Raw genomic sequence first — 14,997 nt, forward strand, 5'->3', positions numbered from 1 at the left:
GCACTGCATCAGTAGTCATAATCAGTCGATTCCGCCCGTAAGGGTCGTCTGCTCAGCATAGTCGAGGTGTTTGACGAGCTGCGCACGCAGCCGGGCACTCACCTCGGCAAATTTAATCGGTGAAGCATGGTCACTCAGTTGCGTCATCGCCAACCCGGCATAGCCACACGGGTTGATCCGCCGGAACGGGGCCAGGTCCATGTCCACATTCAGGGCCAGGCCATGAAAGGAACAGCCGTGGCGAATCCGCAGCCCCAGGGAGGCGATTTTCGCGCCGTCGACATACACACCCGGTGCATCGGGCTTGGCCGCGGCGGTCACGCCGTAACTGGCCAAAAGCTCGATCAGGCATGTCTCCATGCGGCTGACCAGATCGCGTACGCCAAACCCCAGCTTGCGCACATCCAGCAACAGGTATGCGACAAGTTGACCCGGGCCATGGTAAGTCACTTGGCCACCTCGGTCGACCTGCACCACCGGAATATCACCCGGCAGCAACAGATGCTCGGCCTTGCCGGCCTGGCCCTGGGTGAAGACCGGCGGGTGTTCCACCAACCAGATTTCATCGGGGGCCGAGGTGCCGCGTTCATTGGTGAACCGCTGCATGGCGTGCCAGACGGGCTCGTAGTCCATCCGGCCGAGCTCGCGAAAGCCCAGGACCTGTGACATCACAGCACCATGTGCACGAAGCCGGTGGCCCGCAGTTCGCTGTTGATGTCGTAGAGCTGGTCTTGACCGGTCGCAACGATGTGCAACTGGATAGTCGTGTATTTACCGGTGGAGCTGGATCGCTCATCCACACGGTTGTCGTTGATCGTCGCGTGTTTACGCACGATGTCGAGAATCCGGTCTTTGCGGCCCACACCGGTGTCACTGATCACCTTGATAGGGTAATCCGTCACCGGGAATTCGATCTTTGGCGCCTTTACTTCTTTATCGGTCATGGCAGAACGGCCTCGTAAGCGGTAAGCCGTGGCGACGGCAAAGCCCCGCGTCGGATCAACGCGGGGCTTTGCAGGTGCACACAATCAGTTGAACAAGCCGTAGAAGAATAGACGGATGCTATCCCACACGCGGCGGAAGATACCACCTTCGTCGACGGCGTCCAGTGCGATCAGGTCGGCGCTGTGCACCACCTTGTCGTCCAGCTTCACTTCGACTTTACCGATTACGTCACCCTTGGCGATTGGCGCAACCAATTGCGGGTTCATGGTCATGCTGGCAGCGAGCTTTTTGAGCTGGCCTTTAGGCATGGTCAGGGTCAGGTCTTCAGCCAGGCCGGCTTTGACTTGGGAGGTTGCGCCTTTCCACACCGGTGCGGTCGCCAGTTCAGCACCCTTCTGGTAGAAGGTCTGGGTTTCGAAGAAGCGGAAACCGTAGGTCAGCAGTTTTTGCGTTTCGGCCGCACGGGCCTGCTCGCTGTTGGTGCCGAAGACCACGGCGATCAGGCGTTGGCCATCACGTACGGCGGACGACACCATGCAGTAGCCGGCTTCGTCGGTGTGGCCGGTTTTCAGGCCATCGACGGTCTTGTCACGCCACAGCAACAGGTTGCGGTTAGGCTGCTTAATGTTGTTCCAGAAGAATTCTTTCTGGGAGTAGATCGCGTAGTGCACCGGGTCGACACGGATGATCGCGCGCGCCAGGATCGCCATGTCGTGAGCCGACGAGTAGTGCTCTGGGTTCGGCAGACCGGTCGGGTTCATGAAGTGGCTGTTGGTCATGCCCAGGTCGGCCACGGTTTTGTTCATCATGTCGGCGAATGCGTCTTCGCTGCCGGCGATGTGCTCGGCCAGGGCGACGCTGGCGTCGTTACCCGACTGAATGATGATGCCGTGCAGCAGGTCGCTCACGGTGACTTGCGAGCCGACCTTGATGAACATCCGCGAACCGCCGGTGCGCCAGGCGTTTTCGCTGACAGTAACCGGGTCGTTCTCGCCGATCTGGCCGCGACGGATTTCCAGGGTCGCGATGTAGGCAGTCATCAGTTTGGTCAGGCTGGCCGGCGGCAGGCGCTGGTCACCGTTGCTCTCGACCAGCACGTTGCCACTGGCGGCATCCATGAGGACCCAGGACTTGGCGGCCAGTTGCGGGGAAGCCGGCACCATTTCAACGGCCCAGGCGGCCGGGGTGATGATCAGCGAAAGAAGCAGGCACGTGCGTTTGGCTAAGGTGGTGATGTTCATCCGTCTCTCGAAATTGCTTATGGAAACTTGCCCTCGCGGGCAAAACTTATTCAGACAGCCCGTTGCCAGACTGTCGCGTGTTCGGTTGCCCGCTCACCCCTTGCCCCTGGGTTTTTATTGTCTAACGAGCCAACAACCAGGGTTCGAGCCCGCGCACGAGCCTGAACCATCAATTCTCTATTATTCGGCAGTGACGACGCTGGGTTGCCCCAGGTTGGCCATGCGCACGCTGTTCTGAACCTGTGCCACTTCGCTCGGCGAGCCGATCGGGCCCATGCGTACACGGTGCAAGGTTTGCTGGTTACGCACGATGGAGCTAATGAACACCGGCGCGTTGACCATGCCACTGAGCTTGGACCTTAACAGTTCTGCCGCATCCGGGTTGGCGAAAGCGCCGACCTGCAGGTATTGCCCGCCAGCCATGGACGCACCAGGCGCCGCATGGGGCACGACCACCGTGTCAGGCGCGTGCTGTGCCGGTGGCGGCGTCCATTGCTCGATCTTGCCGGTGGAAGCAGTCACTTGCGGCTGTTGGGTTTGCGGCTCATTGAGCATCAACGGTGCCGGCTTGCCACGCTGGGCCCAGTACTGCGCCGGGTCGATACCTTCGACCTTCACGCGCGCGGTGCCGGTTTCGGCGTAACCGAGTTTCTTCGCGGCAGCGTAGGACAAGTCGATGATGCGGTCCGAGTAGAACGGGCCACGGTCGTTCACGCGCAGGATCACTGTGCGATTGTTGTCCAGGTTGGTCACGCGTACATAGCTAGGCAGCGGCAAGGTCTTGTGCGCCGCGCTCATGCCGTACAGGTCATACACTTCGCCGTTGGCGGTGTTCTGGCCATGGAACTTGGTGCCGTACCAGGACGCCGTACCCGATTGCACGTAGGTCTTGGACTCTTGCAACGGGAAGTAGCTTTTGCCCAGCACGGTGTAGGGGTTGGCCTTGTACGGACCGGTGTGCAGGGTCGGCGTAGCATCCGGGATCTTCGACACGTCGACGTCCCACCACGGCGCGCCGTCTTTGTGCGCGCGGTTGATGTCCAGACCCGGCTGGGAACGGACAACCGCGCCACCGGACTTCGGCGCCGGGCCACGGCTGGTGGAGCAACTGACGACCAGCAGGGACAACGCGGCGAACGCCACCAGCTTGAGCGGTTGATTGAACGGCGATGCCCGCATTACTTGTTGCCCCGTGCTTGGACCAGCATGTCTGACAGCTGATGCACGGCCATGGCGTACATCACACTGCGGTTATAACGCGTGATTGCGTAGAAATTCTTCAGGCCCATCCAGTATTCCGGGCCGTTTTCGCCTTCAAGGCGGAACGCCGTGACCGGCATATCATCCGGCAGCGCATTCTGACTCGACCAGCCCAGCGCCCGCAACTCCCCGACCGTCTTGGCCGGCTCGATGCCCTGGGTCAGGCCTTCATCAGCGCGGTCACCGGTGACATCGGCGCGGATCACCACCGGCTCGCCGGCTACCCAGCCGTGACGTTTGAAGTAGCTGGCCACGCTGCCGATGGCATCGTCGGGGTTGCTCCAGATGTTGATATGCCCGTCACCATCAAAATCCACCGCATAGGCGCGGAAGCTGCTCGGCATGAACTGCGGCAAGCCCATCGCACCGGCGTAGGAGCCTTTGAGTGTCAGCGGGTCGACCTGTTCTTCACGCGCCAGCAGCAGGAATTCGCGCAGTTCCTTGCGGAAGAAGTCAGCACGCGGCGGGTAATCGAAGCCCAGGGTCGACAAGGCGTCGATCACCCGGTAGCTGCCGGTATTGCGCCCGTAGAAGGTTTCGATGCCAATGATCGAGACAATCACCTGGGCCGGCACACCGTACTCCTGCTCGGCGCGGGCCAGTACGGCCTCGTGCTGGCGCCAGAAATCCACGCCCCGCGCCACGCGGGCGTCCGTCAGGAACATCGGGCGGTATTCCTTCCACTGCTTCACACGTTCGGCAGGGCGGGAGATGGCGTCGAGGATCGCCTGCTTTTTCTGGGCTTCGCGGAACACGCCCATCAGTTGTTCACCGGCGAAACCATAGTCGCGGGTCATTTCACCGACAAACTCGGCGACCTGGGGTGAACCATCGTAGTCACCGGCCTGCGCCTCTTGCGTTGCGCCCAGCAGGCCAATCAGGCCCATCCAGGACGCGTGCCGAGTCGCCCAGCCGCGCATTACTTGCATTGACATCTTCACCTTATTCAAACCTGCGCGATCCATTTGCGATGCGTATGAATCGACATCAAAACCCCAAACGCTGACAGCAATGTCACCAGCGAAGTTCCGCCGTAGCTAATGAACGGCAACGGCACCCCAACCACCGGCAACAGGCCACTGACCATACCGATGTTGACGAAAACGTAAACAAAAAAAGTCATGGTCAAGGCACCGGCCAGCAATTTGCCGAACAGTGTCTGCGCCTGGGCGGTGATCACCAGGCCGCGACCAATCAACAGCAAATAGATCAGCAACAGCGCGCAAATGCCCACCAGGCCGAACTCTTCGCCCATTACTGCAATGATGAAGTCGGTATGGCTTTCCGGCAAAAAGTCCAAATGCGACTGGGTGCCCAGTAACCAACCCTTACCAAATACTCCACCGGAGCCGATGGCGGCCTTCGACTGGATGATGTTCCAGCCGGTGCCCAGCGGGTCGCTTTCCGGGTCGAGAAAGGTGAGGATCCGCTGCTTCTGGTAGTCATGCATAAAGAAGAACCACATGGCCACGGCCACGGGCACGGCGGCGGCCAGCACGCTGAGGATCCAGCGCCAGCGCAATCCGCCCATGAACAGCACGAACGCACCGCCCGCCAGGATCAGCAACGAGGTGCCGAGGTCGGGCTGGCGCACGATCAGGATAAACGGCACGCCAATCAGGATCAGACTGATCCCCACGTGCTTGAGCTGCGGCGGCAAGGTGCGCTTGGACAGGTACCAGGCGATGGTCGCCGGCATCAGAATCTTCATGAATTCCGACGGCTGGAAGCGAATCACCCCCGGAATGTTGATCCAGCGGGTCGCGCCCATTGCGTTGTGGCCCATCACGTCCACCACCACCAGCAGTAACACGCCGGCCACGTAACCGAGCGGCACCCAGCGCGCCATGAAGCGCGGCTCAAGCTGGGCGATCACCACCATCGACAACAACCCAAGGCCGAACGACGAAGCCTGCTTGATCAGCAAGTCCCAGTTCTTGCCACTGGCCGAATACAGCACGAACAGGCTGCCGGCCGCCAGGGTCAGCAGCAGGATCAGCAACGGGCCATCAATGTGCATGCGCTGCAGCAACGTCGCACGGCGACGCATCACATCTTCGCTGGAGAGGATGCGGTCAAAATTACTCTTCATTGGCCGTAACCTCGGTACTTGAAGGGGGGCCGCCATATTCGGGCTTGAGCCTGCCGTCGTCGGCCAACAGCCAGGCGTCCATCACTTGGCGCACCACGGGCGCCGCGACGCCGGAGCCGGACTCGCCGTTCTCGACCATCACCGCCACCACGATTTTCGGGTCGTCCGCCGGGGCGAAGCCGACAAACAAGGCGTGGTCACGGTGGCGCTCCTGGACCTTGGTGCGGTCGTATTTCTCGCCCTGCTTGATCGCCACGACCTGGGCGGTACCGCTCTTGCCGGCGATGCGGTATTGCGCACCGACCGCCGCCTTGCGCGCAGTACCGCGGGCGCCGTGCATCACTTGCTGCATGCCATGGTTGACCTTGGTCCAGTCGGACGGGTCGCGCAGCACGATGTCCGGGATCGGGTTCTCATCCAAGGGTTTTTCGCCTTCGATGGTCTTGGCCAGGTGCGGACGGTTCCAGATGCCTTTGTTGGCCACCAGTGCGGTCGCCTGGGCCAGTTGCAGCGGCGTGGCCTGCATATAGCCCTGGCCGATACCCAGAATCAGGGTTTCGCCCGGGAACCACGCCTGGCGGCGGGTCGCACGCTTCCATTCCCGCGACGGCATCAGGCCGGGGGATTCTTCGAACATGTCCAGGGAGACCTTCTGGCCGAGGCCGAACTTGCCCATGTAGGCGGACAAGCGATCGATACCCAGCTTATGGGCCAGGTCGTAAAAATAGGTGTCGTTGGAGCGCATGATTGCGGTGTCCAAGTCGACATAGCCGTCACCGCTGCGGTTCCAGTTACGGTATTTGTGGTCATAGTTGGGCAGCATGTAGTAGCCCGGGTCGAACACGCGGCTGGAGGCCGTGACCACACCCGCGTCCAGACCGGCAATCGCCACCGCCGGCTTGATCGTCGACCCTGGCGGATACAGGCCCCGCAGTACGCGGTTGAACAGCGGCCGGTCGATGGAATCGCGCAACTCGGCGTAGGCCTTGAAGCTGATGCCCGTCACGAACAGGTTGGGGTCGAAGCTTGGCTGGCTGACCATCGCCAGCACTTCGCCCGTCTTCGGGTCCAGCGCAACCACCGCGCCGCGACGACCGCCCAGGGCCATTTCCGCCGCTTCCTGCAGCTTGATGTCCAGGCTCAGCACGATGTCCTTGCCCGGCACCGGGTCGGTGCGCTTGAGCACTCGCAGCACGCGGCCACGGGCGTTGGTCTCAACTTCTTCGTAACCCACCTGGCCGTGCAGCTCGGGCTCGTAGAAGCGCTCGATGCCGGTCTTGCCGATATGGTGGGTGCCACTGTAATTGACCGGATCGAGGCTTTTCAGCTCTTTCTCGTTGATCCGCCCCATGTAACCGACAGAGTGAGCAAAGTGCGGCCCTTGCGGGTAATGCCGCACCAACTGCGCCACCACTTCCACACCCGGCAGACGGAACTGGTTCACCGCGATCCGTGCGATCTGCTCTTCGGTCAGCTCAAACAGGATCGGCACCGGCTCGAACGGCCGGCGCCCCTGCTTCATGCGTTTTTCGAAGATCACCCGGTCTTCCGGCGTCAGCTGCAGCACCTCGACGATCACATCGAGAATCTGCTGCCAGTCGCCGGAACGCTCGCGGGTCATGCTCAGGCTGAAGCTGGGCCGGTTATCCGCCACCACCACGCCATTGCGGTCGAAAATCAGCCCACGGGTTGGCGGAATCGGTTGCACATGCACCCGGTTGTTTTCCGACAAGGTGGAGTGATAGTCATACTGGATCACCTGCAGGAAATACAGGCGCGCGATCAGCACGCCCAACAACGCCACCACCATGATTGCGCCAAACACCACGCGAGCGCGTACAAGACGTGCGTCTTTCTCGTGGTCCTTGATGCGGATCGGCTGGGTCATCGGGAGAGGCGCAGATTATTTGTGGTAAGGGTGCCCGGACAGAACTGTCCAGGCGCGATACAGCTGTTCACCGATCAGAATCCGTACCAACGGGTGCGGCAACGTCAGCGCCGACAACGACCAACGCTGATCTGCTCGCGCACAGACTTCCGGCGCCAGCCCTTCGGGGCCGCCGACCATGAAGTTGACCGTACGCGAATCCAGGCGCCAGCGATCCAGTTCCACCGCCAACTGCTCGGTGCTCCAGGGTTTGCCGTGCACTTCAAGGGTGACGATGCGCTCGTTGGGGCCGACCTTGGCCAACATGGCTTCGCCTTCCTGACGGATAAAGCGCGCCACATCGGCATTCTTGCCCCGGGTGTTAAGCGGTATTTCCACCAGTTCAAGCGACAGCTCAGCGGGCAGACGCTTGGCATACTCGTGCCAGCCTTCTTCCACCCACTTGGGCATGCGTGAACCGACAGCGATCAGACGCAGGCGCACAGCCGTTCCTTATTCCTGGTCTTTGTTCAGCTTGTCGAAGTGCGCGTGGCCCACTTCCGGGCTGTGGTGCTTGCCATCGGCGGCACGGCTCTGCTCAGCGCCTTTCCACAGACGCTCCAGGTCGTAGAACTGGCGGGCGTTGGAGGTCATCATGTGAACGATCACGTCGTCCATGTCCAGGAGCACCCAGTCGCTGTCGCCCTTACCTTCTTCACCCAATGGCTTCACGCCCTGGGCTTTGACGGCTTCGCGGACCTTGTCCAGCATCGCGCCGATCTGGCGGTTCGAGGTACCGGTGGCGATGATCATGTAGTCGGTGATGCTCTGCTTGTCGCGCACGTCAAGCACTTGGATGTCCTGGGCTTTAACGTCTTCCAGGGCGGCCACGGCGACTTTTACCAACTCTTCGCCGGCCAGCTCAGGGCCGGTGTGGGCTTCTACTGGCAGCGGAGCGCTTTTGAAGGTGCCTTTGCGCTTAACTTTGCTTACGTCTTTGTTCGTCATATAAAACTCGTTTTGCTCGTATGTTCGGGCGCTCGCTGCACATTGATTCGTGCGTTCAAGCGCGCCTTTTCAGTTCGACGCACGGTAAAGCCCGTGCGCATCGATGTAGGCCAGGACCGCGTCAGGCACCAGGAAACGTACCGACTTACCGCTGGCCAGCAGTTGACGGATCTGGGTGGCGGACACCGCAAGCGGGGTCTGCCAGACGAATGCAATATTCCCGTTCGGCCCGGTCAGGGCCAAGGGGTCACTTACCGACCGCGCGGCCAGCAGGTTGCGCAAGGCATCCGGCGGTTCGCTGTCGGCATCCGGGCGTTGCAAAACCAGGATGTGGCAATGCTGGAGGAGTTCCTCCCAGCGATGCCAAGAGGGCAGGCCGCAAAATGCGTCCCAGCCCAAAAGCAGAAACAACTGGTCATCCACGGCCAACTCGGCGCGCATCAGTTCCAGGGTGTCAACAGTGTAGGACGGTTTGTCGCGCTTGAGCTCGCGGTCGTCCACCACCAACGGCGATATGCCTTGCACCGCCAGGCGCACCATTTCCAGGCGCTGCTGCGGCGACACTTGCGGCGTATCGCGATGGGGCGGCCGAGCGTTGGGCATCACACGCAACTCGTCCAGCGCAAGGGCATCCGCGACTTCCAGGGCACTGCGCAAATGGCCAATGTGCACGGGGTCGAAAGTACCGCCGAGCAGCCCGATGCGTTTACCCATCAAGTGCGCACATGACCGTCGCCGAACACCACGTACTTCTCGCTGGTCAGGCCTTCCAGACCAACCGGGCCGCGTGCGTGCAGCTTGTCGGTGGAGATACCGATCTCCGCCCCAAGGCCGTACTCGAAGCCGTCGGCAAAACGCGTCGAGGCGTTGATCATCACCGAAGCGGAATCCACTTCGTTGAGGAAACGCCGGGCATCGCTGAAATGCTCGGAAACAATGGCGTCAGTGTGCTTGGAGCCGTAGGTGTTGATGTGTTCGATGGCTTCGTCCAGGTCGTCGACCAGCTTGATCGACAGGATCGGCGCCGTATATTCGGTGTACCAGTCCAGCTCGGTCGCCTCAATTACGTCCGCGCCCAACAGCGCACGGGTGCGCTCACAACCGCGCAGCTCAACACCTTTGTCACGGTAGATGGCAGCCAGCGGCGGCAGCACGCGCTCGGCAATGCCGACGTGCACCAGCAGGGTTTCCATGGTGTTGCATGGGGCGTAGCGGTGGGTCTTGGCGTTGTCGGCGATGCGGATCGCCTTGTCAATGTCGGCGGCGATGTCGATGTAGACATGGCACACGCCATCCAGGTGCTTGATCACCGGCACCTTGGCATCGCGGCTGACGCGCTCGATCAGACTCTTGCCACCGCGTGGCACGATCACGTCGACGAATTCCGGCATGGTGATCAGCGCGCCCACGGCGGCGCGGTCGGTGGTTTCTACCACCTGCACCACTTCGGCGGGCAACTCGGCCACGGCCAGGCCCTGCTGGATGCACGCGGCGATGGCACGGTTGGAATTGATCGCCTCGGAACCGCCACGCAGGATGGTGGCATTGCCAGACTTGAGGCACAGGCTCGCGGCGTCGATGGTCACGTTCGGGCGCGACTCGTAAATGATGCCGATCACGCCCAGGGGCACGCGCATCTTGCCGACCTGGATGCCGGACGGCAGGTAACGCATATCGCGGATTTCACCGATGGGGTCAGGCAGCTTGGCTACCTGACGCAGGCCTTCGATCATGTCGTCGATACGTGCCGGGGTCAGCGCCAGGCGGTCCAGCAGGGCCGGTTCCAGGCCATTGGCGCGGCCGTTGGCCAGGTCTTGCTCGTTGGCGGCGGTGAGCTCGGAGCGCGAAGCATCCAGAGCGTCGGCGGCGGCCAGCAGGGCGCGGTTCTTCTGCGCGGTGCTCGCACGGGCGATCAACCGCGAGGCCTGACGGGCAGCGCGACCCAGGCGGGTCATGTAGTCAAGAACGGACTCAGTCATGGTCAGGGAGTCTTGGCAGGGAGGAAAGCGGCAGATTATAGCTGTGACGCCGCCCGACTGACAGCGGTGAGGGGCGGATGGTCGAAATGAACTGTAAAAACCTGGGGTTCAGCGGTAATTAAGGTGGGAGTTGTTATGATTCCGTCACATTTAGCCGTATTTACCCCTGACTGCCATGCCCAGCTCATCGCCCCAACTCCCCGCAAGCGCCCTGCCCGATAGCTTTTTCGACCGTGACGCACAAACGCTCGCGCGAGATTTGCTCGGAAAAGTCATACGCCATCGCGTGGGAAAAATCTGGCTTTCGGCGCGAATTATTGAAACCGAAGCCTATTACGTGGCCGAAAAAGGCAGTCACGCCTCATTGGGCTACACAGAAAAACGTAAGGCTTTGTTTCTGGACGGCGGCCATATCTACATGTACTACGCCCGTGGCGGCGATTCCCTGAACTTCAGCGCCCATGGACCGGGTAATGCCGTGTTGATCAAATCGGCCTATCCGTGGGTCGATGAATTATCCGGCCCGGCGAGCCTTGCGCAGATGCTGCTGAACAACCCGAATGCCGACGGCAGCCCACGCGCTTCGCAAAAGCTGTGCGCTGGCCAGACCCTATTGTGCAAAGCCTTGGGGCTGAAGGTGCCGATGTGGGACGCCAAGCGCTTCGATCAGGAACTGCTCTACGTTGAAGACGTCGGCCAGACCCCGACCCAGATTATCCAGACCACGCGCCTGGGCATCCCCAGCGGCCGTGATGAACACCTGATGTACCGCTTCGTCGATGCTGGCTACGCGCCTTATTGCACGCGGAACCCGCTGCGCCGCGGCCAGGTCGAAGGCCGAGATTATTTTTTGATTTGAGCATGGAGTGGATTGTATGGGCCAATGGCTCGATAGCATTACCGGCTGGTTGACCCTGAACCCCGAATGGCTGGCGGTCGCGGTGTTTATCGTCGCGTGCGTGGAGTGCCTGGCCATCGCCGGGTTGATCGTGCCGGGCACGGTGTTGTTGTTTGCCATTGCCGCCCTCGCCGGCAGCGGTGCGTTGTCACTCAGTGAAACCCTGTTACTGGGTTTCCTCGGCGGTCTACTGGGTGATGCGGTTTCCTACTTCCTGGGCCGACATTTCCATCAGAACATCCGGCGCTTGCCCGGCTTACGTCACCACCCAGAATGGATGAACGGCGCCGAGACCTACTTCCACAAGTACGGCATCGCCAGCCTGTTGGTCGGCCGCTTCATCGGCCCGCTGCGGCCCATGCTGCCGATGGTGGCCGGGATGTGCGACATGCCCTTCCCGCGCTTTGCGATTGTCAGCATCGTCGCGGCCGCAGGCTGGTCGGTGGCGTATCTGCTGCCAGGCTGGGCGACCGGCGCGGCTTTCCGTCTGCCTTTGCCCGAAGGTTTCTGGCCCGAAGCGGCAGTAGTTGCGGGATGCCTTGCGGTATTGATTGGACTGAGCCTGAACAGCAGCTTGCGCGGCCATCGTCGCGCCACCTTGTGGATTGGCTGTGCCAGCCTGGTGCTGTTGATCGCGTTGTTTATTGGCTACCACTCGCTGGACAACTTCGACAAAGGCCTCAGCGCCCTGGTGCAGGAACATCGCAGCCCCTGGCTGGACGAGGTGATGGTACGCATCACCCAACTGGGCGAATTCAAGAAGATGTTCTTCGCCAGTGCCGTGTTCACCGGTCTCTTGCTACTGGCGCGACAATGGCGCCATGCCGTGTTTGTCGGCGCAACGCTGGCCGGGGCTGCGGTGATCAACACGGGGACCAAGCTGTTTTTCGCGCGAGGCCGCCCGGAAATTCTGACAGACCCGTTGACCAGTTTCAGCATGCCCAGCGGCCATGCGTCCGGGGCGTTCGCGTTTTTCCTGGCCCTGGCGATCCTGGCCGGTCGCGGGCAACCCGTGCGGTTGCGCCTGACCTGGATGTTGCTGGGCTGCATTCCCGCCGCGTTCATTGCGCTGTCACGGGTTTACCTCGGTGCCCATTGGCCCACGGACATCCTGGCTGGCACGCTGCTGGCGATGACGGTGTGCGCGTTCAGCCTGGGCGTCAGCCAGTACCGAAGCCCGCTGCCGGCCATGTCGCAAAAAACCTGGTGGCTGTTGCTGCCGGCGCTGGTCGCGGTGCTGAGTTTCATCGCGCTCACCGGCACGCCCCACGCCCTGCTGCGCTACGCCTATTAAGTGAACAGTTCGCCCTGCAACTCGTCGAGCAGCATCTGGATCGCATCCAGGCGCTGCTGCGGGTCATCAAGTTGCAGCAGGTCGATCTTGTCGGCCTCGGTGAAGGGCAGCAGATACGCCAACTGATTGCCCAAGGCTTGCTGCCCGTCGGCGTGGGCGTCCATGTCCAGTGAGGCCACCATCGGGTGCTCGGCCAACGCTTGGAGCAGCGCCAGCAGGTCGGCGTCTTCCTCTTCCAAGGGTTGATCCGGCAGTTCTGCGAGCCATTGCACCTCGGCCACCAGCAACTGATCTTTCTGCACGCCAGCGTCCCGCACGCGGAAGCGGCGCCCGCCTTCGACACGAATTCCCAACAAGCCATTGTCTTGTTGTTTGAAGTCACGGATCAGCGCTTCACAGCCGATCAATGCGTAGCCGTCGGGTGCCGTGCCCACCTCCTGGCCTTCAAGAATGCACACCACGCCGAAGCTTTCGCCCTTTTTCATGCAACGCGCGACCATGTCCAGGTAGCGCGCCTCGAACAGTTGCAGGTCGAGGGTGCAGCCAGGGAACAGCACAGTATTGAGCGGGAACAGCGCCAGACTCATAAAGGTTTCCTTAAACCCGGTTTAAACGATCACCGACACGGCCAGCGGCAGGAATACCGCCGTGGCCACGCCCATCAGACTCATCGCCAGCGCTGCAAAGGCGCCGCATTCTTCGCTTTCCTGCAGGGCCACCGAGGTGCCCACGGCGTGGGCCGTCATGCCCAACGCCATGCCGCGCGCCTCGGGACTGTGCACACCCAGGCGGGACAGATACGCCGGGCCAATCATCGCGCCGATCACGCCGGTGATCAGCACAAATACCGCCGCCAGCGCCGCCACGCCGCCAATCTGTTCAGCCACCAGCATGGCGATCGGCGACGTCACCGACTTGGGGGCCATGGTCATCAGCATCATGTGTTCGGCGCCAAACCACCAACCCAGCAGCACACACAGGCCGGTGGCCAACACCCCACCAATCACCAGCGTAGTAAAAATCGGCCAGAACAATTGGCGAATGCGCCGCAGGTTCAGGTAAAGCGGCACCGCCAGGGCCACCGTCGCCGGGCCGAGCAGGATGCCCATGATCTCGGTGCTCTTGCGGTACTCGGCGTAGCTCAGGCCACAGCTGATCAGCACGCCGATCACCAACAGCATGGACACCAACACCGGTTGCAGGAAGATCCAGCGGGTTTTCTCAAACCCTGCCAGTACCAGCTGATAAGCGCCGAGGGTGATGCCGATGCCGAACAACGGGTGATGAATCACCGCCGTCCACGCGCCCTGCCAGTCGAAGATCATTGATCCTTCTCCTTGCGCTTGACCATCTGCTGCATCAACACACCGACGAAGCCCATGGCGATCACCAGCGACAGCACCAGCGCGCCAACAATGGCCCAGAAATCCGCGGCAATGTCCTTGGCATACACCATCACCCCCACCGCCGGCGGCACCAACAGCAACGGCAAGTAACGCAATAGACTGCTGGCGGCCAGGCTCAAGGGCTCGCCGACTTCGCCCTTCCAGATCAGGAAACCCAGCATCAGCAGCAAGCCGATGATCGGCCCCGGCAGCACCGGCAACAGCAAATGATTGATCGCCGTGCCGATCAGTTGAAACAGCACCAGCCAGGTCAGGCCACGTAACAGCATCCGTTCTTCCCCCTCAAGACTCGCCCGCATTATAAGCATGCCCGCCCTATGCACCGGCATTCGCCAAAAGCATGGTGGGTTGACCGAGCCGATTGGCCATGATGATCTACATTGGTTCTCTGTAACCCATAAAAAACCAGACGTTGTACACAGCGTGATGAACCAAGGAGAGACGCAATGCCCTATGTACCCGTAGCGCAGCTCAAAGATTATGTCGGCAAGGAACTGGGACGTTCCGAATGGCTCACCATCGACCAGGCGCGTATCAACCTGTTCGCAGAAGCCACTGGCGATCATCAGTTCATCCACGTCGACCCGGTCAAGGCCGCGCAAACCCCGTTCGGCAGCACCATCGCCCACGGTTTCCTGTCGCTGTCGCTGATGCCCAAGCTGATGGAAGACCTGCTGATCGTGCCCGAAGGCCTGAAGATGGCCGTCAACTATGGCCTGGACAGCGTGCGTTTCATCCAGCCGGTCAAGGTCAATTCCAAGGTACGCCTGAACGTGACGCTCAATGACGTCACCGAGAAAAAGCCCGGCCAATGGCTGCTCAAGGCCACTGCCACCCTGGAAATCGAAGGCCAGGAAAAACCGGCTTACATTGCGGAGTCGTTGTCGCTCTACTTTGTGTAAGCCCGTGCCTGTGGTGGGGATATAAACCTCACCACAGTGTATGTAAATTTATGTATGAAACTCGCAGCTGCGGCATACTCGGCGCTCAATTATCCGGATCCCGCT

General features: G+C 61.2%; 17 protein-coding genes. 3 read left to right on the forward strand and 14 right to left on the reverse strand.

Annotated features, from left to right (window positions below; all coding sequences use genetic code 11):
* Positions 1 to 21: 21 nt before the first annotated feature.
* The 11 genes from lipB to EJ576_RS17655 all read right to left on the reverse strand — a co-directional run bounded on the left by lipB (position 22) and on the right by EJ576_RS17655 (position 10,392).
* Positions 22 to 669, reverse strand: coding sequence for a lipoyl(octanoyl) transferase LipB (gene lipB / locus EJ576_RS17605; protein WP_028618071.1), 648 nt, complete (start codon positions 667 to 669; stop codon positions 22 to 24).
* Entirely contained in the window at positions 669 to 944 is a 276-nt protein-coding gene (locus EJ576_RS17610; RefSeq protein ID WP_123475747.1) for a DUF493 domain-containing protein, read from the reverse strand. The genes lipB and EJ576_RS17610 overlap by 1 nt, the downstream gene beginning before the upstream one ends.
* 84 nt (positions 945 to 1,028) lie before the next feature.
* Positions 1,029 to 2,186 (reverse strand): D-alanyl-D-alanine carboxypeptidase family protein, encoded by a 1,158-nt coding sequence (locus tag EJ576_RS17615; RefSeq protein ID WP_027605239.1) that lies wholly within the window; start codon positions 2,184 to 2,186, stop codon positions 1,029 to 1,031.
* A 180-nt stretch (positions 2,187 to 2,366) separates the two neighbouring features.
* Positions 2,367 to 3,365, reverse strand: coding sequence for a septal ring lytic transglycosylase RlpA family protein (locus tag EJ576_RS17620; protein ID WP_095013647.1), 999 nt, complete (start codon positions 3,363 to 3,365; stop codon positions 2,367 to 2,369).
* Entirely contained in the window at positions 3,365 to 4,375 is a 1,011-nt protein-coding gene (gene mltB / locus EJ576_RS17625; protein ID WP_010206788.1) for a lytic murein transglycosylase B, read from the reverse strand. Before mltB ends, EJ576_RS17620 begins: the two co-directional genes overlap by 1 nt.
* A 17-nt stretch (positions 4,376 to 4,392) precedes the next feature.
* Positions 4,393 to 5,496 (reverse strand): rod shape-determining protein RodA, encoded by a 1,104-nt coding sequence (rodA, locus tag EJ576_RS17630; RefSeq protein ID WP_042570827.1) that lies wholly within the window; start codon positions 5,494 to 5,496, stop codon positions 4,393 to 4,395.
* 31 nt (positions 5,497 to 5,527) lie between these two features.
* On the reverse strand, positions 5,528 to 7,426 hold the full coding sequence (mrdA, locus tag EJ576_RS17635) for a penicillin-binding protein 2 (RefSeq protein ID WP_126570785.1): 1,899 nt from the start codon (positions 7,424 to 7,426) through the stop codon (positions 5,528 to 5,530).
* A gap of 15 nt (positions 7,427 to 7,441) precedes the next feature.
* A complete protein-coding gene (rlmH, locus tag EJ576_RS17640; RefSeq protein WP_003176297.1) occupies positions 7,442 to 7,909 on the reverse strand; it encodes a 23S rRNA (pseudouridine(1915)-N(3))-methyltransferase RlmH in 468 nt (155 codons plus the stop codon).
* Positions 7,910 to 7,918: 9 nt separating this feature from the next.
* Positions 7,919 to 8,413, reverse strand: coding sequence for a ribosome silencing factor (gene rsfS / locus EJ576_RS17645; RefSeq protein ID WP_010206793.1), 495 nt, complete (start codon positions 8,411 to 8,413; stop codon positions 7,919 to 7,921).
* Between the two features lie 69 nt (positions 8,414 to 8,482).
* Positions 8,483 to 9,127 carry a nicotinate-nucleotide adenylyltransferase gene (nadD, locus tag EJ576_RS17650; RefSeq protein ID WP_122683563.1) on the reverse strand — a complete coding sequence of 215 codons (645 nt, stop codon included), beginning with the start codon at positions 9,125 to 9,127 and terminating at the stop codon, positions 8,483 to 8,485.
* The gene (locus EJ576_RS17655; RefSeq protein ID WP_016978581.1) at positions 9,127 to 10,392 is read right to left on the reverse strand and encodes a glutamate-5-semialdehyde dehydrogenase; all 1,266 of its coding nucleotides are present in this window, start codon (positions 10,390 to 10,392) and stop codon (positions 9,127 to 9,129) included. The genes nadD and EJ576_RS17655 overlap by 1 nt, the downstream gene beginning before the upstream one ends.
* Positions 10,393 to 10,567: 175 nt before the next feature.
* Between EJ576_RS17655 and EJ576_RS17660 the strand changes: the two genes are divergently transcribed.
* Together EJ576_RS17660 and EJ576_RS17665 are read left to right on the forward strand one after the other, a co-directional pair.
* Positions 10,568 to 11,251 (forward strand): DNA-3-methyladenine glycosylase, encoded by a 684-nt coding sequence (locus EJ576_RS17660; RefSeq protein WP_122727871.1) that lies wholly within the window; start codon positions 10,568 to 10,570, stop codon positions 11,249 to 11,251.
* 16 nt (positions 11,252 to 11,267) lie between these two features.
* Complete coding sequence (locus tag EJ576_RS17665; RefSeq protein ID WP_028618078.1) at positions 11,268 to 12,584, forward strand: bifunctional DedA family/phosphatase PAP2 family protein; 1,317 nt, start codon at positions 11,268 to 11,270, stop codon at positions 12,582 to 12,584.
* Here the strand turns inward: EJ576_RS17665 and EJ576_RS17670 are convergent.
* The 3 genes from EJ576_RS17670 to EJ576_RS17680 are packed head-to-tail and all read right to left on the reverse strand — an operon-like array spanning position 12,581 to position 14,259.
* Positions 12,581 to 13,171: an LON peptidase substrate-binding domain-containing protein gene (locus EJ576_RS17670; RefSeq protein ID WP_122727869.1), complete on the reverse strand. Its 591-nt coding sequence runs from the start codon at positions 13,169 to 13,171 to the stop codon at positions 12,581 to 12,583. The two genes, EJ576_RS17665 and EJ576_RS17670, sit on opposite strands and share 4 nt — an antisense overlap.
* Positions 13,172 to 13,192: 21 nt before the next feature.
* Complete coding sequence (locus EJ576_RS17675; protein ID WP_068937069.1) at positions 13,193 to 13,909, reverse strand: LrgB family protein; 717 nt, start codon at positions 13,907 to 13,909, stop codon at positions 13,193 to 13,195.
* Positions 13,906 to 14,259, reverse strand: coding sequence for a CidA/LrgA family protein (locus EJ576_RS17680; protein WP_016978575.1), 354 nt, complete (start codon positions 14,257 to 14,259; stop codon positions 13,906 to 13,908). Before EJ576_RS17680 ends, EJ576_RS17675 begins: the two co-directional genes overlap by 4 nt.
* Before the next feature lie 177 nt (positions 14,260 to 14,436).
* Here EJ576_RS17680 and EJ576_RS17685 point away from each other — a divergent pair, with 177 nt between their 5' ends.
* Entirely contained in the window at positions 14,437 to 14,892 is a 456-nt protein-coding gene (locus tag EJ576_RS17685; RefSeq protein WP_010206803.1) for a MaoC family dehydratase, read from the forward strand.
* Positions 14,893 to 14,997 lie beyond the last annotated feature (105 nt).

Origin of the sequence: Pseudomonas sp. C 49-2 (genome assembly GCF_003970195.1) — a bacterium.
Taxonomy (GTDB): Bacteria; Pseudomonadota; Gammaproteobacteria; order Pseudomonadales; family Pseudomonadaceae; genus Aquipseudomonas; species Aquipseudomonas canadensis.